Below are 21,473 nucleotides of genomic sequence, written 5' to 3'. Positions count from 1 at the left end.
TACATCTTCGATCAACCGGCGCAATAGACCGGTGTCATGAGGAGCGGATGATGCACGAGGGGCTTGGTGCGCGCGCAGGGACGCGTATCCTGAAGACGACAGGCGGAAGGCGATCGCCGCGCGGTTCGGTGTTGCGCAAGGTCCGCACGCAATCGGCCATCTCGCTGCTGGCGCTGGCCGTTACAGGTGGCGGACACGCCGCGCATGCCCAGAATGCGCCGCAACAGCAGAGCGTACCCGTCAGCAATCAGGCGACCTCGCCCACCAATGGCAACACTCCCACGGCCCAGACTTCGGCCGTTGCCGGCCCGGGGGTGGCCAACAGCACCGTCCCCGCGAACGAGACCGTTTCCGGCCCGCTTCCGCAAGAAGGCAACCAGCCTGTCCAGCGCGCAGGCGGGGGTGACGAGATCCTGGTTACCGGCGTCCGGCAGGCAGAACAGTCGGCGATCACACGCAAACGCACCGCGCGCACCGCGCAGGACTCGATCGTGGCGGACGATATCGGCCAGTTCCCCGACAAGAACGCGGCGGAGGCCATCGCCCGCATCGCCGGCGTCGCACTGGACGTTGGCGATTCCGGCGAACAGGGCGGCTTTACTATCCGTGGCCAGTCTGCCGATCTGATCCGCATCGAAGTGGATGGGATGACAACGCTGTCAGCAAATGGCGATGGCGGCGGGCGGGCGGCATCGGTGGGGGAGCTTTCGTCCGACCTCATCAAGAGCGTCGACGTGATCAAAGGTCAGACGGCCGACATGACACCGGGTGGCGTCGGCGGCACTGTGCGTATCGAACAGCGAAGCGGCCTCGATTTCAAGGAGCCGCTGTACCGCCTGAACCTTCAGACGGGCTACAACACGCTGAGCGAAGCGTTCATGCCGCGCATCAACGCCATCGCGACGCAGAAATTCTTCGATGACCGTGTCGGCGTCATCATCAACGGCACTTACGAGAAGCAGGAGTTCGGGTTCGACTACTCCCGCGTGTCTCGCTCACGGGTCGGCTACATACCATTGGGCGATCTGGACAACTCGCCGGAGAAGAGCTTCACCACTCCGTTCGATCCCGCGGCGGCGGCAGTCACCGACAAGGCGGGATGCGCCGCGCTGCCTACCACCGGCGTCAACAGCCGCCTCAACTGCTATGCTCAATGGGAGGACTTCGTGCCTTCCTTCGTCCGGCCCGGTCGCCAGATCCGCGGAGAGGACCGGTTCTCGCTCCAGGCGCGCGTGGATTGGGAGGTGAATGACGACTTCGTAGCCTTCGTCTCCTACAACCCCAACTTTCGCAAAGTGAGCTCGCAAGATTACAATTGGAGTGTAACCGAACCTGTTGGCACGACCAATGCCGCCGGCCAGCTCGCCACTTCCACGATCCGCAACGTCACGGTAAACGAGAACCATTACGTCACAGCCTACGACGTCGTCCGCGGCACGGGTCTGGGTTACGTTACCGACCCTAGCGTCACCACGCAGGTTCGCGATATCGAGCGTGACATCCAGCAGTACTACACGCAGGCCGGGATCGACTTTCAATCCGGATCCTGGACCGCCAAAGCTCGCGTCCAGTACAGTCTCGCCAAGTTCGAGCGCGAGGATCTGGCGTTCCAGTTCTACGCGCCGATCGAGCAGGCCAATTACCGGGTCAATTCCGAAACCGGCCTGTGGACTATCGATACGCCCGGCGTCGACCTGTTCGATCCGGCTTCCTACTACCCCGTGATCGGCGCCACCGGATATAGTTCCAGCCCGCAACTCGACTACATCCCGGCGGCGAATCGCAATGCGGAATGGAACTACCAGCTGGATGTCGAACGGTTTTTCGAAGATTTCGGCCCGCTGACCCGTATCAAGGCGGGCGTCCAGCACCGCGCACGCGAAACCGACAACTACAATGAAACCGGCTACATCATCGAGCCTGGCACGGTCCTGTCACGCGCCCGCAGCCTTGACCAGATCCGCGCCTGCGACCCGGCGATCGCGGCGGCTGCCGGCAATCCTTGCGTCTTCGGCTCCGTGCCGCGCGCAATCACGCCAGCCAACTTCAACACCACGGCGGACCGCCTGTACAAGCTCCACACGCTTACTGTCGATCAGTACCGCAGCCTGATCGACGCAGCCCTGATCACCATGCCGGGTGGCAAGCGGGATGACGGTTTTCCTGTATGGGGTACGATCGACGCCAAGACATTCTTTGATCGCCTGGGCGAAGTCGCGGACACCAGCGATCACAATCTCAGCTGCGTCTACGAATGCATCGCTTCCGATGGAAACACCTACGAACGGCCACCCTACCACACGGACGAGATCACATCGTCAGCCTACATCATGGCGGACTTTGCCGTGCGACCGTTCGGTGTCTTGTTCGAAGGCAATGCTGGTATACGCTACCAGCGCGTGAAGGTGGATGCCGCACCGGTCATAGACTTCTCGAACCGCACGGCAACGCGCATCACCGCAGCGGACGGTCTGCCTGCATATGTCGTAAGCACCGCTCTGCTCCGACGCGATGTTGGTTCTGTCAGCCGTACCAGCGACGACTTCCTGCCCAGCTTCAACCTTGCGGCATGGCCAATCGAGGACGTACTTGGTCTGCGCTATTCCATCGCCAAGCAGCGTGCACGTCCCAGCATGGAGCAGCTGACCGGCGCAAGCGTGTCCAACTGCGCCATCGTCGCGCCGGGTCTGTTGGAGGAACTGCAGGACTTCAACGCCAATTTCCCCGGGCGCATCCAGGACGATGATCCCAGCAATGATGACGAGGGCGAATCCGGCAATCTGCTGGCCAACTTCGTCAATCGCTGCTCGGGCCGGATCGGCAACCCGGAACTGGCAGGCTACGGCGCGACCACGCAGAACCTGTCGCTCGAATGGTATCCGAACGGCGACACCCAGCTGACCGCAGCAATCTACCAGATCGCGGTAAAGACCGGCCGGCCCGAGAACTTCCAGACCGATGGATACGAGCTCGACGATGCTGCCTATCTGGTGGATACTTTTCGTGACGGTCCGGGCGGGCTTACCCAGCGCGGCTTCGAGATTGCTGGTCGAACCGCGTTCACCTTCCTGCCGGGACCGCTTCAGTATCTCGGCGGCGGCTTCAACTATTCCTACACAGAGTCGAACGAGGACACGCGGGAAACCGATCTGTTCACCGGCATCGCCCTCCCGCCGCGGTCTCAGTCGAAGTACTACTACAACGTCAACCTTTGGTACGATGACGGGAAGCTCAACGCCCGTGTTGCCTATCAGCGCCGCGATCTCTTCTACGATCAGACAAACGCAGATGGACGCAACCGCATACCTTCGTCCGCGGATCTCGATGGATCAACGGCTGCGAGCTACTTCAAGTACATCTCGCCCGTTTACAAGAACGGTACCGAGAACCTCGATGCCCGCGCATCTTACGCCATCTTGCCGAAGCTGCAGCTGTTCGTGGAAGGCAAGAACCTTCTGAACACATCCATCGAGAAGTACGTGCCCGACCAGTTCCGCGTCATTGGTGGCGGAACACCGTACATGTATGACTCGCTGTTCAGCGGCCGCACCTTTTATTTCGGCATCATCGCCGACCTCTAGCTCCTCCTCCCCGAGGACACTTCGCCCGGCCTCTTCAGGGAGGTCGGGCGTTCTTTTCACTGGCTTTTGTGCCGGCACCCTATTGGTCGAGGAGTACGGACATGACCCGCCCGTTCATCTTGCTGGCAAGCGCGCTGGCCCTGACGTCTGCCCTGCCCCGCCCGGCGCTGGCGCAGACACTCGTCGCAACCGGCGGCGTCACGCCCAACCGGGAAGGCGAGCTGGCCCGCCCGGTACGCTACACGCCCGATGGCGACGCCTTCAGGATCGAGAACGGGACAGAACGCTACAACCGCCCGCTTTACGGGGGCAACACCGCCTTCCGCGTGGATGGCGGGGACCGGCCGGAGTTCGTGCTTTACCTGCCGGGGCGCGGCGGCAATCTGCGCTTCGCCGTGCGGCTGGCGGACGGCACGCATTGGTGGCTGCATGACGCGGCGGCGATCACCACCCATTACCGCCCGGGCGAACTGACGTACCGTATCACAGACCCCCGTCTGGGCACGGGCGCGATCGAGCTGGTGGCCGTGGCCCTCGCCGAGACCGAAGGGCTGGCGATCCATGCCAGGGGCCAGGGCCTTGCCGGCGGTGTACAGCTTGCCTGGGCCTTTGGCGGGATCAATGGCCAGCGCGGCACGCGTGACGGCGATATCGGGACGGAGAAGGTGCCGATCAGCGAATGGTTCGGCTTCCAGCCCGCCTTCGCCCAGGACAATTCCGTCGGGTTGCTGGAAAGCGGCTTCACCCTGACGGGCAAGCCCGGCACGATCACCGGCACGCTGCTGCAAGGCAGCGTCACCGGCACGGCGCCCGGCGAGGCGTGGGACACACCTGCCGCCTTGTTCGCCGGCACCGCGGATGAGCCGGATCGGCCTGTGATGACCGGCAGCCTGCAACTGGGCGGCGAAGGCGGCTATCTGGTCCTGCAGCGCACCGCCTATGCGCCGGCAGCCAATGCCGATCTCACCACCTATGCCGAGGTCAGCGCCGACCGGCGGGCCCCTGCGCCGCTGCCGCCTCTGGCCCGGCGCTATGCGGCGAATGCCTTGCCGCAGGTTCTGGCCGACGCCCGCGCGCATTTCGCGGCATTGCGCGGGCAGGTACGGATCGTCACTCCCGATTCGTGGCTGAACGCAGCTGCGGCTGCGCTGAACGTCGCGGCGGACGCGGTATGGGACGGCCCGCAATCGGCGATCATGCACGGCGCGGTGGCGTGGCGGACGAAGCTCGTCGGCTGGCGTGGGCCCTATTCGCTCGATGCGCTCGGCTGGCACGATCGCGCGCGCGCTAATTTCCGCGCCTGGCTGCCGCGCCAGAACACCGACCCGATTCCCGATGTGATCCCGCCGGCGGACAGCGACAGCAACCTTGCCCGGAACGAGACCGCGCTGCATTCCAATGGCGACCTGGCGAACGCGCATTACGACATGAATGCCGTGTTCGTGGATGCGCTGTTCCGGCACATCGCCTGGACCGGTGATCTGGACTTTGCGCGGGAGGCCTGGCCCGCCATCCAGCGCCACCTTGCGTGGGAGAGGCGGCTGTTCCGCCGCCCGTTCGGCCCTGACGGGCTGCCGCTGTACGAAGCCTATGCCCAGATCTGGGCCAGCGACGATATCGGCTACAATGGCGGCGGCGTCGCCTATGCCTCCGCCTACAACCTGTTCCACAACCGGCAGGCGGCGCGCCTCGCCCGCGCGCTGGGCGAGGATGCGGCGCCGTACGAGGCGGAGGCGGAAGCGATCGGACAGGGGATGCGCGCGCATCTGTGGCTGCCTGAGCGAGGGCAATTCGCCGAATATCGCGACTGGCTGGGTGAGCAGGCCGCACATCCGGCGGCCGGGCTGTGGAGCTTCTACCACGTGCTGGATTCCGGCGTGCCGGACCGGCAGGAGGCATGGCGCATGGCGGAGGCGATCGGGCGCACCATGCCGCTGCTGCCGGTGGGAGGTCCGGGCGTGCCGCAGGATCGCCGCCACGGCCTCTATGCCAGCAGCACCTGGATGCCCTACACCTGGTCGGTGAACAATGTGGTCATGGGGGAGAACCTGCATACCGCATTGGGCCTGTGGCAGGCCGGCCGGGCGGAGGAGGCCTATACCCTGGCCCGCAGTGCGCTGCTTGCCAGCATGTTCATGGGGATCAGCCCCGGCAATGTCGGTTCCATGAACTATCTCGACGTCTATCGCCGGGAGGCGCAGCGCGACTTTGCCGATGGGTCGGGCGTGATGGCGCGGACGATGGTGGAAGGGCTGTTCGGGCTGCAGCCGGACGCGCTGGCCCGCAACCTGACCATACAGCCCGGCCTGCCGGCGGAATGGGACCATGCGGAACTGCACCACCCCGATCTGTCCTTCACCTTCCGCCGCACTGGAGCGGAGGAGCGGTGGAGCATCACCCAGACCGGTGATCGCTTCGCGCAACTGCACCTGCGCCTGCCTGCGCGATCCGATCAGGTCGCTTCCGTCACCCTGGCCGGCAAGCCGGTGCAATGGCGTGTGGACACCGAAGCTGTGGGCACGCCGGCGATCCTGATTGACGCACTGCTGGGCGCGGAGGCGGAACTGGTCGTGCGCTGGGCCGGCGACCCGATCGCCCAGCCCAATGGCACCGGCACACGCTTTGCCGAATGGCAGCAGGGCGCCATGCGCTGGTGGGCGCCGGTCGGCCCCGCCATGCAAGAGGCCACCTTCCCGACGCTGGTTGACGCGGCGCCGACCGGGTCGCAGCGCGCGGTGGAGCTGGCCCAGTCCTACAACGACGCGGTCACCAACATCTTCGCGCCGGGCAAGTATGTCAGCCCCCGTTCGCCCTTCGCTTCGTTGGCGCTGCCCTCGCAGGGGCTTGGCGCCTGGGCGGGGCACGTGAATGCCTCTGCCACAATTGACGATAGCGGGTTGCGGCAGGCGTCTCGCGCCGGCGATGGCTGGTTCACCCTGCCCGATGGCGGCCGCTTCGCCCTGCCCGCCGACCGCGACAATGCGCTGTTCGTATCGAAGTGGGATAACTACCCGGACGAGGTTACCCTGCCCCTGTCCGGCAGCGGCCAATTCCTGCGGCTGCTGATGGCCGGAACCACCAATGCCATGCAAAGCCGGATCGACAATGGCGAGGTGGTCGTCACTTATACCGACTGCACCACTACTCGGCTGGCGCTGCACAATCCCACAACCTGGTGGCCGATCGAGCGGGACTACCTGCCCGACGACTACCAGTTCCGAGTTCCCGGCCCCCGTCCCTTGCGCGTCGATCTGGCGACGGCCCGCGTGCGGCAGGGCGGCGAAGCGGGTGCGGGCACCGGGCCCGAAGCGAGGATCGAGGGCGGGTCCGCAACCGTGCTCGGCCTCGAACTCGACCCGGCGCGCACCCTCCAATCGCTTACGGTCCGCGCCCGTGCGAACGAGGTGGTCATCGGCCTGCTCGCCGCCACGATCGACAGCGGTCCGTAGCGCGTCAGCTCAGCCGATTGCGGAAATCCTCGTACTCGAAGCGCTTGATGCATTCGAGCGCATCCGTCTCGCTGTCCCACAGCCAGATGGAGGGCAGCGGCACGCCGTTGAAGGTGGTGGTCTTGACCATCGAGTAATGCGCCTGATCCAGGAAGGCGAAGCGCGCACCCGGCTGCGCCGGCACCGGCAGGCGATAATCGCCGATCACGTCACCCGCCAGGCAGGACGGGCCGCCCAGCCGAACCGGATCACCCTGCCCGTCTTCCACCTCGCCCAGCATGGCCGGGCGGTATGGCGCCTCGATCACGTCGGGCATGTGGCAGGTGGCGGAAACGTCCGTGATGGCCAGCGGCATGGCGTTCCAGTGCGTGTCCAGCACCGTGCCGACCAGGATGCCGGCATCCAGCGCCACCGCCTCGCCCGGCTCCAGGTAGATCTCGGCTCCGGTATCCTCCTTCACGTCACGCAGGAACTCGACCAGCTCCTCGCGCTGGTAATCGGCGCGGGTGATGTGATGGCCGCCGCCGAAGTTCAGCCATTTGATCTGCCCGAAATAGGGCTCCAGATGGTCGAACAGCTTGTCCCAGGTCCGCTTCAGCGGCTCCAGATCCTGTTCGCACAAGGTGTGCAGGTGGATGCCGTCCACCAGCGCCATGTGCTCCTCGGTCAGCTGGTCGACCGGCCAACCCAGGCGGCTGTGCGGCGCACACGGATCGTAACGCGGCACCTCGCCTTCGGCATGCAGCGGGTTGATGCGCAGGCCAATATCGAAGTTCCCGCCGCGCACGCGGGCATCGTCCAGGATCAGGCTGGCGCGTTCGAGCTGCGCGGGCGAATTGAAGATCACATGGTCCGACAGCCGGCAGATTTCCGGCAGGTCCTCCGGCTTGTAGGCGGCGCAGTAGGTTGCGATCTCGCCATCGTAGAACTCCGAAGCGAGCCGCGCCTCCCACAAGCCGGACGTGCAGACGCCGTCCAGATATTCCCCGATGATCGGCGCAACCGACCACATGGAGAACGCCTTCAGCGCCGCCAGCACCTTGATGCCGGCAGCGTCGCGCACGTCCGCCAGCATCTGCAAATTGGCGCGCAGCTTCGCCGCGTCGATGACGAAGGCCGGGCTGTCCACCCGGCTCAGGTCGAATTGGGCAAAGGCGCCCGGATCGCCGGCTCTGGTTTCCATCAGTCGATACAGATCCCGCCGGTCGCCCGGCCATTTTCCACCTTGGCGAAACAGCCGAACGGACGGTCATCCGCCTGGCACTGCCCGGTAACCGGCGCGCCATCCTGATGCGCCGTTTCGGTCACGCAATCGCCGGCGCACTGGTCGCCATCGGTGCAGGTCTTTCCCGCATCGGCGAAGGGCCGCACGCACAGTTCGGCTTGCAGGCGGCCGCGCCGCTCCACCACTCCGCCAAGCGCACGGCATTCAGCTGCAGCGTTGTCTGCCATGGTTGAGTTCGGGCCGACCGGTGCCGACTGCTCCGCCGGCACGGGTGCGCAAGCGGCCAAGACGGCCAAACCTGCCATGAGCATGATGCGCACCGTCAGAACTCCACCGGAGCGGACATCTGCTCCACGGTCCAGGGCAGGCCCTGGCTGTTCAGCATGTCCATGAAGGGATCGGGATCGAACTCCTCCATGTTGAACACGCCGTCGCCCTTCCACGCGCCGGTCAGCACCATGGCGCTGCCGATCATCGCCGGCACGCCGGTGGTGTAGCTGACCGCCTGGTTGCCGGTTTCGGCAAAGGCGTCCTCGTGGTCGCAGATATTCTTGATGTAGAAGGTCTGCTCTCCCGAACCGTCCAGCGCCTCGCCCGTGGCGATCACGCCGATATTGGTCTTGCCCTTGGTCGTGGATCCCAGGCTGGAAGGCTCCGGCAGCACGGCCTTCAGGAACTGCAGCGGCACGATCGGGCGGCCTTCATACATGACCGGATCGATGCGGGTCATGCCGACATTCTGCAGCACGGTCAGGTGCTTGATGTACTCGTCTCCGAAGGTCATCCAGAACCGCGCCCGCTCCAGCTCCGGCACGAAGCGGGCCAGGCTTTCCAGCTCCTCGTGGTACATCAGGTACATGTTCTTGGGGCCGACGCCTTCGAAGTCGAAGCCCTGCTTCACGCTCATCGCCGGGGTCTCGACCCACTCGCCATTTTCCCAATGGCGGGCCGGCGCGGTCACTTCTCGGATGTTGATTTCCGGATTGAAGTTGGTGGCGAAGCTCTGCCCGTGATCGCCGCCATTGCAGTCCAGGATGTCCAGCCGTTGGATGGTCTTCAGCTTGTGCTTCTTTAGCCACATGGTGAACACGCTCGTCACACCGGGGTCGAATCCGCTGCCCAGCAGCGCCATGATCGCCGCGTCCTTGAACCGGTCGTGATATGCCCACTGCCAGTGATATTCGAACTTGGCCTGATCCTTGGGCTCATAATTGGCCGTGTCCAAGTAGTCGACACCCGCGTCCAGGCAGGCATCCATGATCGGCAGATCCTGGTATGGCAGCGCCAGATTGACGACCAGCTTGGGCTGCACGCGACGGATCAAATTGACCATCGCCGGCACCTCTTCCGCGTCGATCTCATACGTCGCGACGTCCTGCCCCGTGCGCTCTTTCACGCTCGCGGCGATCGCATCGCACTTGGATCTCGTGCGGCTGGCCAGATGGATCGCGCTGAAGATGCCGGGGTTCATGGCCATCTTGTGGACTGCAACCGAACTCACCCCACCTGCGCCGATCACCAGGATTGTGGACATGGATACTCCCATCTCGAAAATGCGTGCTTACGCGCCTAACGCTTGGGCCCGGTCGCCGGTGCCAGCGCGATGATGGCGCCCGTTTACGGAAAAGCGCAGGAGGAGCAAGATGAGTGTCGCCCCGGTCAGAACTCCGACACAGGCCGGCGTGCTGCGCGCGGCGGAGAAGGTCGCCGCGATCCTCCCGCCCACCCCGTTGCTGCCCTTCACCATCGGCAACCTGCAGGTCTGGGCCAAGGCCGAGTGCCTGCAGCCGATCGGCGTGTTCAAGATCCGTGGGGCGTGGCACCGCCTGTCGGACCTGAGCGCGGAGGAACGCGTGCGGGGCGTGGTCGGGGTCTCCAGCGGCAACCATGCGCAGGGCGTCGCATGGGCGGCCCGGCGGCTGGGGATGCAGGCGGCGATCGTCATGCCGGCGGATGCCCCGCGGGTGAAGCTGGCCCGCGTGAGGGAGCTCGGGGCGGAGGTCGTCACTTACGATCGCGCGACCCAGGATCGGGACGCCATCTCGCAAGCTTTGGCGGCGGAACGTGGCGCCACGCTGGTCCATGCCTTTGGCGATCCGTGGGTGATCGAGGGGCAAGGCAGCGTCGGCGTGGAACTGGCCCTGCAGATGGAGGCGCTGGCGGGCGTCGGGCCGACCCGCATCATCACGCCTTGCGGCGGCGGCGGATTGGCCGCAGGTCTGGCGCTGGCCTGCCCGGATGCTCAGATTGTCGCGGTCGAGCCTGTGGGGTGGGACGATGTCGGGCGCAGCCTGGCGGCCGGCTCCATCCAGCGCGTGGCGACCGATGCGCCGCCCACCTCCTGCGATGCGCTGCAGACGCCGGCGACCTGGCCGGTCAACTTCGCCGTGCTGCGTGATCGCGTCACTGCCACCACCGTCAGCGAAGCCGAGGTGCGCGCCGCGCAGCGTTATGCCTTCGCCGAATTGCGACTGGTGCTGGAACCCGGCGGCGCGATTGCGCTAGCGGCGGCGCTGGCCGGCCGGGTGCCGCTGGACGGGCGCACCGCGCTGATCCTGTCAGGCGGCAATACCGATGCGGCCAGCTTCGCGAAGGTGCTCGCCAGCGTCGGCTGAAACCGCTTCAGCCGTCCGCCTGCGGGGATACACCTTCCAAATCGTTGATGAAGTTCTCGGTCCAGCGCAGCACATTGTCGTCGCGCACGGTGACGATCAGCTGCTCCCACCGAGCCTTGCGCTCCGCCAGCGACATGTCCAATGCCAGACGGATATTGTGCGCCACGTCATCCGGGCTGTACGGGTTGACCAGCAGCGCCTCGCCCATCTGCAAGGCCGCGCCTGCGAACCGCGACAGGACCAGCACGCCCGGATCCTCCGGATCCTGCGCCGCCACATACTCCTTCGCCACCAGGTTCATGCCGTCACGCAGCGGGGTCACCAACCCGATCTTGGCCGCGCGATAGAAGCCGAACAGCTCCGCCGTGCTGTAACCCCGGTTCACGTAGCGGATCGGCACCAGATCGACATCGCTGCGCGCGCCGTTGATCTGCCCGGTCTTCTGTTCCAGCGTAGTGCGGATCTTCTGGTAGGATCCGATATCCTCCCGGCTGGGCGGCGCGATCTGGATGAACAGCAGATCCTTCACCCGTTCCGGGTAGGTGTCGAAAAAGCGGCCGATCCCGTCCATCCGCTCGGGCAGGCCCTTGGAATAATCCAGCCGGTCGACCCCGATCATCGCGGTGCGGGTGCGGGAGGAATCGGCCAGCCGACGATAGGCGGTCTTCGCGGCCATCGTCTGGCCCTGCGCCATGAAGTGATCGTAATCGACACCGATCGGATAGGCCTTGGCCACCGTCCGGCGGCCGTCGAGCTCGATCACGCAGGCATCATGATCGACCACCGCGCCAAGCTCGCGCTCGCAATAATGGATGAAGCTTTCCAGCCATTCACTCGTCTGGAAGCCGATCAGGTCATAATGCAGCATCGCCCGCACCAGCCGTTCGTGGAACGGCAGGGAGACGAACAGCCGCGTCGGCGGCCACGGAATGTGGAGGAAGAAACCGATCCGGTTCTTCACCCCGCGCGACCGCAGCCGCTCGCCCAAGGGCATCAGGTGATAATCATGCACCCATACCGTGTCTTCCGGCTCGATCAGCGGCAGCACGCTTTCGGCAAAGCGTTCATTGACCCGCTCGTAACCACGGCCGAACTCCTGTTCGTACTCCGTCAGGTCGATGCGGTAATGGAACAGCGGCCACAGCGTCGAATTGGCATAGCCGTTGTAATATTCTTCGACATCCGCCTGTTCCAGGTCGATCGTGGCGGTGGTGACACCTTCGGACCGCTGCACATTGATGTTGCCGGTGAAGGTGTCGGTTTCCTGCCCGGACCAGCCGAACCAGATCCCGCCATTCTGTTTCAATGCCGAATTCAACGCGCCGGCAAGGCCGCCCTGCGCGCCAGCCGCCCCCCGCGCCTTCGGGACTGCGACGCGGTTCGAAATTACGACAAGACGGCTCAACGGACAGTGTTCCAGTTCTTTGACAGCAGACCAGCACAATTGATCACCCCGACCAGCGAATAGGTCTGCGGGAAGTTCCCCCACAGCTCCCCGGTTACGAAGTCCATGTCCTCCGACAGCAGCCCCGACCGGGTCCGATGGCCCAGCATCGTCACGAACAGTTCGCGCGCCTCGCCATTCCGGCCCATCCGCGCCAGTGCGTCGATCAGCCAGAAGGTGCAGATGTTGAAAGCGGTTTCGGGCGGACCGAAGTCGTCCTCCTTCTGGTAGCGCAGCATGTGCTCGCCCCGGCGCAGGTCGCGCTCGACCGCGTCGATCGTGCTGGCGAAACGTGGATCGTCCGCCTCCAGAAAACGCAGCTCCAGCATCTGCAGCAAGCTGGCATCCAGATACTCGCTCTCGAAACTCGCCTTGTAGAAGCCGTCACGCTCGTCCGTGTCGGGCACCCAGGCATCGCGGTCGATCCGGGCTCGGATCGCGTCCGCCCGGTCCTGCCAGAAACTTGCCCGGTTCGGCTTGCCCAGCCGCTCCGCGGCATTGCGCAACCGGTCGCAGGCGGCCCAGCACATCACCGCGGAATAGGTGTGGACCTCCTCCCGCGTGCGAAATTCCCACAGTCCGGCGTCGGGCTGGTCGTGCATCTTCCACGCCATCTCGCCCACCTGCTCCAGCCGGGCGAAATCACGGTCGTCCGCCATGCGCAACAGGCGCTGGTCGAAAAAGGCCTGCACCGTGGGCAACACGATCTGGCCGTAGCAATCGTGCTGCACCTGATGGTAGGCTGCATTGCCGATCCGCACCGGCCCCATGCCGCGATAGCCAGACAGATCGGGTGCGACGTTCTCCGTCAGTTCGGCGACACCCATCACCGAGTAGAGCGGCTGGATCTGCCCGCCGCGCGCATCGTCAACGATGTTGCGCAGATAGCCGAGATACTTCTCCAGCACGTCCAGCGCACCGAGGCGGTTGAGCGCCTGCACCGTGTAGTAGGAGTCGCGGATCCAGCAGAACCGGTAATCCCAGTTGCGCTGCGATCCCGGTGCCTCCGGGATGGAGGTGGTCAGCGCCGCGACGATGGCGCCTGTCTCCTCGTGCTGGCACAGCTTCAGCGTGATGGCGCAGCGGATGACCTCGTCCTGCCATTCGAACGGCGTCGCCAGCCCGCGCACCCACAGGCGCCAGTACTTGCGGGTCTGCTCCTCCATGTGGCGCAGTTCGGCCCGCAGATTGCCGACGAACGGCTCGTCGGGCCCCAGGAAGAAATGCTGGTCGCTCTCTACGCGGTAGGTCTTGCCCGCCTGAACATAGCCTACGGGGGCGTCCGTCGAGAGGCGCATGGCCTCCTCGCCCAGCAGGTAGCGGATGTGATTGCTGCCGCTGGTGGTGCCCGGCTCCCCAGCCCCATGACTGTGCAGCGGGGCCATCGTGATCTTCAGCCGCGGCACGCCTGCCACCGGCCGCACGATGCGTGTGAAGGCAACCGGGCGGTACATGCGCCCCGACCGTTCGAAGCGCGGACAGAAGTCGGTGATCTCCACCGCGCTGCCATCCTCCGCCTCTAGCCGGGTGACCAGGATCGGGGTGTTGCGTTCGTAGGTCTGGCTGGCGCGCACCTGTCCTTCCAGCTCGAACCGCCACACGCCCCGGTGCGGCTTGTCGCCATGCAGCAGCGCGCAGAATACCGGATCGCCATCCACCCGCGGGATGCAGCCCCAGACCAGCCCGGCCCGCTCGTCGATCATGCCGGAGACCTGGCAATTGCCGACCGGCCACAGCTCCAGATTGGCGGGCGTGCCGCCGCTCACAGGGCAAGCCAGTCGTGCACTGCGGCCGTATCGGGCAACTGATAACGGGCGCGTGTGGGCGTGCGATCCCCTACCAGGATGCCGAAGCCGCCAAGATCATCCGCCGCGCGGAAGCCGTCCTCGTCCGTTATGTCGTCCCCTATGAAGATCGGCACCGCGCCCGCAAACGGCGCCACCTGCATGAAGGCGCGCACGGCGCCTTCCTTGCTGACGCCGGGCCGCACCAGCTCGATCACGCTCTTGCCGCGCTTGACCTCCAGCAGATGCACGCTGGCCAGCTGCTGCGCGTAAGCCAGACCGGCGGGTTCCAGCCCGGGATCGATGCGGAAATGCAGCGCCGCGCCATGGGGCTTCTCCTCCAGCGCAAAGCCGTGCTCTGCCGCAAAGGTGCGCAAGGATGCTGCCGCCTCCTCCGGCAAGGCAGCGGGCATCTCGCCCAAGGCCGACCCGTCTGCCAGCTCGCGCGCAATGCCGTGCGACCCGGCCCGGGCCACGCGCAAGGGCCCGAGATGGCGCTGCAGATCCGGAATGGCGCGCCCGCTGACCAGCGCCAGCCGATGATCCAGCCGTTCGCTCAGCGTGGCGAGATCGTCCGCCATCGTCGCGGGCACGCTGATACTGTCGGGCGTGGGGGCCAGATCGACCAGCGTGCCATCGAAATCCAGGAACAACGCCACCGGCCGCTCGCGGCACAGGTCAGGCAGGGAGGGCGGCGGACTTAGGGTTGCGTGTTCGAACATAATGATCGTGTAGCCACGCTTGGCCCCGGGTCAACCAGGGCGCCAAGCGCTGCTCCGTCACAGACCGGTCATACGGCTGTTGCAACGACGCGGACGAGGCAGCGGCAGGACAGACATGGGCAAGCAGGTCAGTATCTACGGCACCGATCCCGGCTGCGCCGGCTTTCCGCCCTTCAGACACGGGGAAACGACCTACTTCTTCCACGCCCTGGGCTCCACGGCGCCGGTGCGACTGATCGACGGCAGCGTGTGGCTGTTCATCGATTGGTTGCTGCCAGACCTGTCGGGACTGGAACTGTGCCGCCGGCTGCGGGCCGATCCCCGGCTGCAGTCGGCGCATGTCACGATGCTGCTGGAGGAGGACAGCACGGAAGATCGCCGCCGGGCGCTGGCTGCAGGAGCGGATGATTACGCCGTAGGCCCACTCAGCCGGCGGACCATGCTGGATCGCGTGCTGGCGCTGGACACCGGTCCGGCCACGACTCCGCCGCAACAGCAGCTCAGCCTGGGGGATCTGCAAGTCAATGTCGCGGGACAGCAGGCCACGTGGCAGGGTCGGCTCATACCGCTCCGCCCCAACGAGTTCCGTGTGCTGCGCTTCATGGTCGAACACCCGAACCGCGTGCTCACCCGGCAGGAACTGGTGGCCGCGCTGGGCAAGGCGGGTGATCCCGACTACCTGCGCACGGTAGATGTGTGGATCAAGCGGCTGCGCTTCGGGCTGAAGGTCGCCGGCGCGCAGAGCCTGCTGCGCACGGTCCACGGTCGCGGCTACGTGCTCGACATCCTGTAACCGGACGGGACGCCTAGCAGGGCGCCCCGTTTTCGCCGTTTACAGGGTCACCGAGACCGATGCGGCGAAGGTCGTCCCGATGTCGTAGGTGTTGAACTCGATCCGGTTCTCGCCATTGTCGAGATACTCTTCGTGATCTTCCCCGAAGATGTTGCGCGCCTCCAGCTTAAGCTGCACTTCCTTGCCCCGGACGGTGAAGCCCTGCCGCGCGACGATGTCGAAGCTCAGGCCCGGATCCTCCAGCACGTCCGGCTGGAAGTTGTAGCTGCGGCTGACGACCCGCTCGCTGGCATAGTTCACCAGGAAGGTGAGCTGCTGCAGCATTTCCGTGTCCTCGATCCCCAGCTGCAGGTTCAGCAGGTGGTCGGACTGCCCCGTCATCGGCGCGCCATCGCGGAAATACAGCGAAGCATCGTTTACCGACGAACCGAATACCGCCGTCTGGTCACCCGGCTTCACACTCAGTTCCGAGTTCGTGTAAGTGTAGTTGGCGACGACCAGCGCTTCCTTGTTGGTGAAGAAACCGCCCAGGTCGATCAGCTCGTGATTGTACTGCAGTTCGAACTCCGCGCCGTACAGCTTGGCGGATGGCGCATTGGCGAAGCTGGTGCGCACGCGATTGTCGGCCAGGATATTGTACGCCTCGATCGGGCGGTCGATATCCTTGTAGAAGCCGGCCACCGTCGCCCGGCTGCCGCCGCCGATGTAATATTCCAGCCGGGCTTCCAGGTTGATCAGCGTGCTGTCCGTCAGCAGCGGATTGCCGGTATACTGCCGGGTGGTCTCCGGGTCGGTATAGGGCTGGAAGATCAGCTCGCGGAATTGCGGGCGCGCGATGGTCTTGGACGCGCTGACCCGCGCCTGCAGGCCATCGCCCACTTCGTAGGTCAGGGTCGCTGCCGGCAGGAAGTAATCATTGCTGAGCGCGGTGGACGCATCGACGATGGAGCCGGAGGTGAACACGCTGGTGTCCGGGCGCACATCCTGATCGGCCGTCTCGTAACGCACGCCGACATCCAGCGTCACCCCGTCCAGCGGCTGCAGCAGCAGCTGGCCATAGGCGCCGTGGACCTCCAGCCCGGCGATGAACGCCGGCGTCGCCTGCGTGTTCTCGATCAGCTGCAGCAGATAGGGCGTCGTGTTGGCGGGATCCTCGCCGAAGTCGATGATCGCATCGCTCAGCAGGTTGGCCGGGTTGAACAGGCTGAACGCCGCCGGCAGGTTGCTGGAAGCGAAGCGGAATTCCCGCCGGCTGGAATAGCGGTCCGTCTTGGAATAGGCATAGCCGATCGTCGCGGTCACGCCGTCCAGCAGGCGGTAGCTGAGATCGAGCCCCGCGCTGTAGAGGTCTTCGGTCAGATCGGAAAAGGCGACGGTCGCGTCGCTGCGCTGACCGTCCAGCGTGTTGCGGTACAGGTCACCATAGATCGAGTCCGGCGTGCGGAAATAGGAGAAGCTGTATTCGAACGGCGCCTCGCGCTGCGTCTGGGCGTAGCCGGCGCGAACGTCGACCTCCAGATCGCCGAACTCCATCTCGCCCACGAACTGCGTGTCGAGCAGCTGCCGCTCGAACCATGAGGTGTCCTGCGTCACCTCGTCCTGCGTGTTCTCGAGATCTTGCCCGATGCCCAGCACGGACTGCTTCAGCGTGTCGCGGATGAACAGGTTGGTCCAGCGGAACCGATGTTCGGCGATCTCCAGGCCGACGCCCAGCAGGCCGTTGACCAGCACGCGATTGTCCGTGGTGTAATTCTGGGATGTGCTCAGAACCCCCAGATCCTGATCAGCCGCGAAGTCGCGCGAGATCAGCCGGTTGCGCCAGCTGTTGTTCAGCGATGCGGTGGCGATCACGCCCAGCCGCCCACCATCGAACACATCGGTGCTGGTGCCACCGGTGATGGAGCCCGAGAAGTTGACCGGCAGGCGGTTCAGCCGCTGCAGGGTCGTGAAGTTGGCGTTGGACAGATCCTTCAGCAGCGTGCGCTGCGTCGGGCGGTCCACCTCGTTGATCTGCTGCCCGCTGCCAAGGAAATCCTGCAGCGAGCCGGGCAGGTCACGCGATCCGTCGTCGAAGCCGGTCCAGTCGCTGTCCGACCCGAAATAGCTGTAGCCGACCTGGCCCGTGGTCTCAGTATTGCCGCTGATCCCGCCACCGATGCTGAGGAAGCTTTCCGCCGGCACCGCGCGCGTCGTCAGGTTGATGACGCCGCCACCGAACTCGCCTGGATAGTTGGCGCTGAAGGTCTTCTGCACCAGCGACGAGGCGATGACATTGGTGGGGAAGATGTCCAGGGGCACCACGCGGCTCAGCGGTTCCGGGCTGGGCAGCGGCAGACCGTTCAGCATGGCCAGCGAATACCGGTCGCCAAGGCCGCGCACGAAGACATAGCCATTGCCCTGTACGGACAGGCCGGTCACCCGCCCCAGCGCACCTGCGATGTCGCCTTCGCCCGTGCGGGCGATCTGCTCCGCCGACAGGACGGACAGGACCTGCGTCGAATTGCGGGTGGGGTCGCGGTTGACCCGGCCCGTGACGATGATCTCCCCGGCGCCCGGCGCGGAGATGTCGGTTTCTTCGAATGCCGGCTCATCCTGCCCGGGCATGCCGTTCGTCTGCGGCGGCTGCTGCACCGGCACGCTGCCGGGGATGCCGGCATTGGCATCGCCCGTGGTGCCCTGCGCCCAGGCAACGGCCGGCGCGGTCAGCGCGGAGGTGAGCAGCAGCAACCCGCTCAATTGCTGGCCAATGGTCATGATCGAGGCACCTTCATCAGACAGGATAGCGTGGGCGAAAGCCCGGAACATGCGCGACAGGGCGCGCCACCCGGACCGGATGGCGCGCCCCGCGACCGTCAGTTCTTACTGGTAGACCGGCAGGCTGGTGCACAGTCCGGTATTGTTGGCGCCGAAATTGGCCGTTGCCGAGTTGCAGGTCCAGCCGGCGTACCAGGTGTCCTCGGCATTGCGCACCGCACCGATATAGCTGGTGTTGTCGAAGAAGCTGCTCAGCGCCTGCGGGTTGGAGGCCACCACGGCGCTTTCGTTCGCGCCATTGATGAACAGGTTTGTCAGCGTCGGCGTGTAGGTGAAGCTGTTGTTCGAGCTGCCGCTGGTGAAGATGCTCTGCACGTCAGCCGCGCTGGGGCCGCTGGAACCGATGAACGGGGTGGAAGAGCACTGCATGACCACCGACTGGAAGATCGGCACGCCGAGCTCGTCCAGCGCCGCATTGGGGCCCTGCACCGTTTCGGCATGCTCCAGTCGCAGGCACTCGTCCTGCGGGCTGACGATGATGCCGTTGACCAGCGCGAAATCGGTGCCGCCACGCAGACGCAGCGAGGCGCCACCATCGATCGCCGTGCCATTCGTCAGGAAGGTGAAGTTGGCGATGCGGGTGTTCTGCCGCGGCACGAAGTCGCGGTTGGCGGCCGAGTCCGCTTCGATGATCGTGTCGTGGACGTTCGTGTTCTGCGCCACGATCACGTATTGCAGATTGGCCTTCACGCCGGTGTCGGTGTCGATGGAATCATCTTCCGCACCGACCACGATCAGGTGCTTCATGTTCACCAGGCCGCCGAACAGCTCCATCCCGTCATCCGAGCTGTTGAAGCTCATGATGTGATCGAACTGGGTGCCGCTGCCGGTCCCGCCGGTCGTCAGCGACTGCAATTCGCTGCCGCCCGTCAGGGTAAAGCCGGAGAAGCGCAGCTGCACGTAGCTCAGGCGACCCGAATTGTCGTTGGGGGTTGCACCGCCGAAGAAGGCCGGGGTGGCGGCACCTTCCACCTGGCGTTCGCACTGGACGGAACCGTTGTCGGCGCCGCTTGCCTCGCAATCGGTCACGGGCGCGCGCCCGCTCAGCACCACGCCGCCCCACTGGCCGGACGAGGCATCGGTGTTGCGGCCGACGACATTGTCACGGCTGGTGAAGATGATCGGACGGGTGGCGGTGCCGACCGCGCTGATGCGATTGCCGCGATTGACGTTCAAGAAGCTCTCGCCCGCGGAGTAGATGATCACGCCGGGATCGATCGTCAGTGTGACGTTCGTGTCGGACTGCCCGTCCGAAGCGTCGGCCGCCGGGCCGCCATCGGTGCCGACATCCACCCGGCCATTCATGCGGTACAGCACGCCAGCCACATAGGGCAGCTGGCTGGAAGCGTTGATGCGCGGCGGCAGCGAGCAGACGCGATAGCTGCCGGTCGGCCCGGTGATCGTGCCTTCATCCGCCAGGCCCTGCGTGTCGGCAATCGTCGGGCAACCACTGGCCGGGGTGACGCCGGTCCCCGGCGTGGGTGCGGGGGTCGGAGCCGGCGACGGCGCCGGAGTTGCAGGCGGATTGATGATCACGGTCCCGCCACTTCCGGGGGAGGCGATTTCGTCAGGCCCGCAGGCAGACAGCGCAAGCAGGCTGCAGCCAATTGCAAGCGAACGGGTCAGGTAGGTCACAGCACATCCCCCATGTGAAGGCGAGAATCAATTCGTGCGATCAGTGTCGCTGCCCGGCGCCTACGACCATGCTGTGACAGTTTCTTTGCAGCGCATCATCGCATGCTCCATCACACGAAATTACAGTTTTATGACAATGTGACGGTTTCATTGCATTTGGGTGCGGCGGGCGTAGCATCACTCCAGAAACGATAATCGGAGAGTGCCCATGTCCCTGATCCCATTCTTTGCCGCAGCGGTCCTTGTGGGCCAGCCGATCACGTCCGTGCCCGGGCCCGACCTGCGGATCACCGAGTTGCGCGATGTCGCATATGAGGAGCTGGCGACCGGCCAGACCGAAGCCGCGCTTGACGTGATCCATGCTGAACTCGCGTCCCGCCCGGGCGACCCTGCGCTGCTGATCAATCTCGGCAGCGCCTATCTGCGCCTCGGCCGGATGGCGGAAGCGCAGACCGCTTTCGAGGCGGCTGCGGTCAGCAACACCCGGTACGATCTGGAACTGGCAGATGGCCGCTGGGTCGACTCGCGCCGTGCCGCGCGGCTGGCGCAGGCCGGCCTTGCTGACCGACCGTTGCTGGCACGTCGATGACCCTAGGTGACCGGATGGCCGGTGCGCCATCCGGTCAAACCTCGTAATTTGCTTGTCGACACAGCCGGTTGTGTCACGCCGCTGTCATCTGGCATAAGCATTGGCGCGCTTTCTGGAGCACCAATGATTCTGCGCGCTGCACCTTTTGCCATGGCAACCATGCTGATGATCGCCAGCATTCCGGCACATGCCGATGTGCTGGAGATTGGTGCGTCGGGCGAAGTCGTGTGGCTGACGGGCGGCTCCGAACTGGTGCCGGCAACGGGGTCAGCAGCACCGCTGGCCGAAGTACCCCTGGAAGCGGGCATTGTTCCCGACCATGCCGTTGCGATGCTCGCCGGGCGCGCTGGCATCGTGCCGCAGCTTTATGCCGCCAAGGTCGCCGAACTGGCCCAGCGCTATGACCTCAGCCCGACCCTGATCGAGGCGCTGGTATGGCAGGAAAGCCGCTGGCGCGCGGATGCGCGTTCCCCGGTGGGTGCGCGCGGCCTGGCGCAGCTGATGCCCGGCACCGCCCGCGATCTGGGCGTGAACCCAGACGATCCCTTCGCCAATCTCGAAGGCGGTGCCCGTTACCTGCGCGAACAGATCGACCGCTTCGGCGGCGACATCGAACGCGCGCTGGCCGCCTACAATGCCGGACCGGGCCGCGTGGAGCGTGCCGGCGGTATTCCCCGCATCCGCGAGACGCAAAGCTACGTATCTTCCATAATGAGCCGTCTCAGCGACCATTCCCGGAGTGAGCCTTGATCCACCGCACCCCTTCCCGCCTGCTCGCCACCCTTGCTGCGATGTTTGCGCCTGTCGCCGCGCAGGCGCAGG

The 21,473-nt window shown here is 65.3% G+C and carries 14 protein-coding genes; 6 read left to right on the top strand and 8 right to left on the bottom strand.

Translation table 11 applies throughout. From position 1 onward, the window contains the following. Positions 1 to 128 precede the first annotated feature (128 nt). Positions 129 to 3,581: a TonB-dependent receptor gene (locus tag D5S08_RS13925; protein ID WP_162301984.1), complete on the top strand. Its 3,453-nt coding sequence runs from the start codon at positions 129 to 131 to the stop codon at positions 3,579 to 3,581. Between the two features lie 101 nt (positions 3,582 to 3,682). Continuing rightward, positions 3,683 to 7,030: a DUF4450 domain-containing protein gene (locus tag D5S08_RS13920; protein ID WP_121119612.1), complete on the top strand. Its 3,348-nt coding sequence runs from the start codon at positions 3,683 to 3,685 to the stop codon at positions 7,028 to 7,030. 4 nt (positions 7,031 to 7,034) lie between these two features. On the opposite strand, the gene D5S08_RS13915 is transcribed toward D5S08_RS13920, so the two are convergent. The 3 genes from D5S08_RS13915 to D5S08_RS13905 form a co-directional block, all read right to left on the bottom strand. Beyond that, entirely contained in the window at positions 7,035 to 8,213 is a 1,179-nt protein-coding gene (locus D5S08_RS13915; RefSeq protein ID WP_121119610.1) for a carboxynorspermidine decarboxylase, read from the bottom strand. Beyond that, positions 8,213 to 8,482 carry a hypothetical protein gene (locus D5S08_RS13910; protein ID WP_206610352.1) on the bottom strand — a complete coding sequence of 90 codons (270 nt, stop codon included), beginning with the start codon at positions 8,480 to 8,482 and terminating at the stop codon, positions 8,213 to 8,215. The genes D5S08_RS13915 and D5S08_RS13910 overlap by 1 nt, the downstream gene beginning before the upstream one ends. A 95-nt stretch (positions 8,483 to 8,577) precedes the next feature. Next, on the bottom strand, positions 8,578 to 9,789 hold the full coding sequence (locus tag D5S08_RS13905) for a saccharopine dehydrogenase family protein (protein WP_121119608.1): 1,212 nt from the start codon (positions 9,787 to 9,789) through the stop codon (positions 8,578 to 8,580). A 109-nt stretch (positions 9,790 to 9,898) separates the two neighbouring features. Here D5S08_RS13905 and D5S08_RS13900 point away from each other — a divergent pair, with 109 nt between their 5' ends. Further along, complete coding sequence (locus D5S08_RS13900) at positions 9,899 to 10,870, top strand: threonine ammonia-lyase (protein WP_121119606.1); 972 nt, start codon at positions 9,899 to 9,901, stop codon at positions 10,868 to 10,870. A gap of 7 nt (positions 10,871 to 10,877) precedes the next feature. Here the strand turns inward: D5S08_RS13900 and D5S08_RS13895 are convergent, their stop codons facing one another. The 3 genes from D5S08_RS13895 to otsB are packed head-to-tail and all read right to left on the bottom strand — an operon-like array spanning position 10,878 to position 14,820. Beyond that, positions 10,878 to 12,275 (bottom strand): alpha,alpha-trehalose-phosphate synthase (UDP-forming), encoded by a 1,398-nt coding sequence (locus D5S08_RS13895; protein ID WP_121119604.1) that lies wholly within the window; start codon positions 12,273 to 12,275, stop codon positions 10,878 to 10,880. Continuing rightward, positions 12,272 to 14,017, bottom strand: a complete 1,746-nt coding sequence (locus D5S08_RS13890) for a glycoside hydrolase family 15 protein (protein WP_121119709.1) — start codon at positions 14,015 to 14,017, stop codon at positions 12,272 to 12,274. The genes D5S08_RS13895 and D5S08_RS13890 overlap by 4 nt, the downstream gene beginning before the upstream one ends. A 59-nt stretch (positions 14,018 to 14,076) precedes the next feature. After that, a complete protein-coding gene (gene otsB / locus D5S08_RS13885) occupies positions 14,077 to 14,820 on the bottom strand; it encodes a trehalose-phosphatase (RefSeq protein ID WP_121119602.1) in 744 nt (247 codons plus the stop codon). 115 nt (positions 14,821 to 14,935) lie between these two features. On the opposite strand from otsB, the gene D5S08_RS13880 reads away from it, so the two are divergent. After that, on the top strand, positions 14,936 to 15,613 hold the full coding sequence (locus tag D5S08_RS13880; protein ID WP_121119600.1) for a response regulator transcription factor: 678 nt from the start codon (positions 14,936 to 14,938) through the stop codon (positions 15,611 to 15,613). A gap of 39 nt (positions 15,614 to 15,652) precedes the next feature. Here the strand turns inward: D5S08_RS13880 and D5S08_RS13875 are convergent, their stop codons facing one another. Both D5S08_RS13875 and D5S08_RS13870 read right to left on the bottom strand, forming a co-directional pair. After that, positions 15,653 to 18,367: a TonB-dependent receptor domain-containing protein gene (locus D5S08_RS13875; protein ID WP_121119707.1), complete on the bottom strand. Its 2,715-nt coding sequence runs from the start codon at positions 18,365 to 18,367 to the stop codon at positions 15,653 to 15,655. A 105-nt stretch (positions 18,368 to 18,472) separates the two neighbouring features. After that, entirely contained in the window at positions 18,473 to 19,963 is a 1,491-nt protein-coding gene (locus D5S08_RS13870; protein WP_421757469.1) for a hypothetical protein, read from the bottom strand. 307 nt (positions 19,964 to 20,270) lie between these two features. Here D5S08_RS13870 and D5S08_RS13865 point away from each other — a divergent pair, with 307 nt between their 5' ends. Both D5S08_RS13865 and D5S08_RS13860 read left to right on the top strand, forming a co-directional pair. Continuing rightward, complete coding sequence (locus D5S08_RS13865) at positions 20,271 to 20,651, top strand: tetratricopeptide repeat protein (protein WP_241557420.1); 381 nt, start codon at positions 20,271 to 20,273, stop codon at positions 20,649 to 20,651. 150 nt (positions 20,652 to 20,801) lie between these two features. After that, positions 20,802 to 21,401, top strand: coding sequence for a lytic transglycosylase domain-containing protein (locus D5S08_RS13860; RefSeq protein ID WP_241557419.1), 600 nt, complete (start codon positions 20,802 to 20,804; stop codon positions 21,399 to 21,401). Positions 21,402 to 21,473: the final 72 nt, after the last annotated feature.

Origin of the sequence: Croceibacterium ferulae (genome assembly GCF_003660445.1) — a bacterium.
GTDB classification, from domain to species: Bacteria; Pseudomonadota; Alphaproteobacteria; order Sphingomonadales; family Sphingomonadaceae; genus Croceibacterium; species Croceibacterium ferulae.
This window is presented reverse-complemented; position numbering and strand designations above follow the sequence as displayed.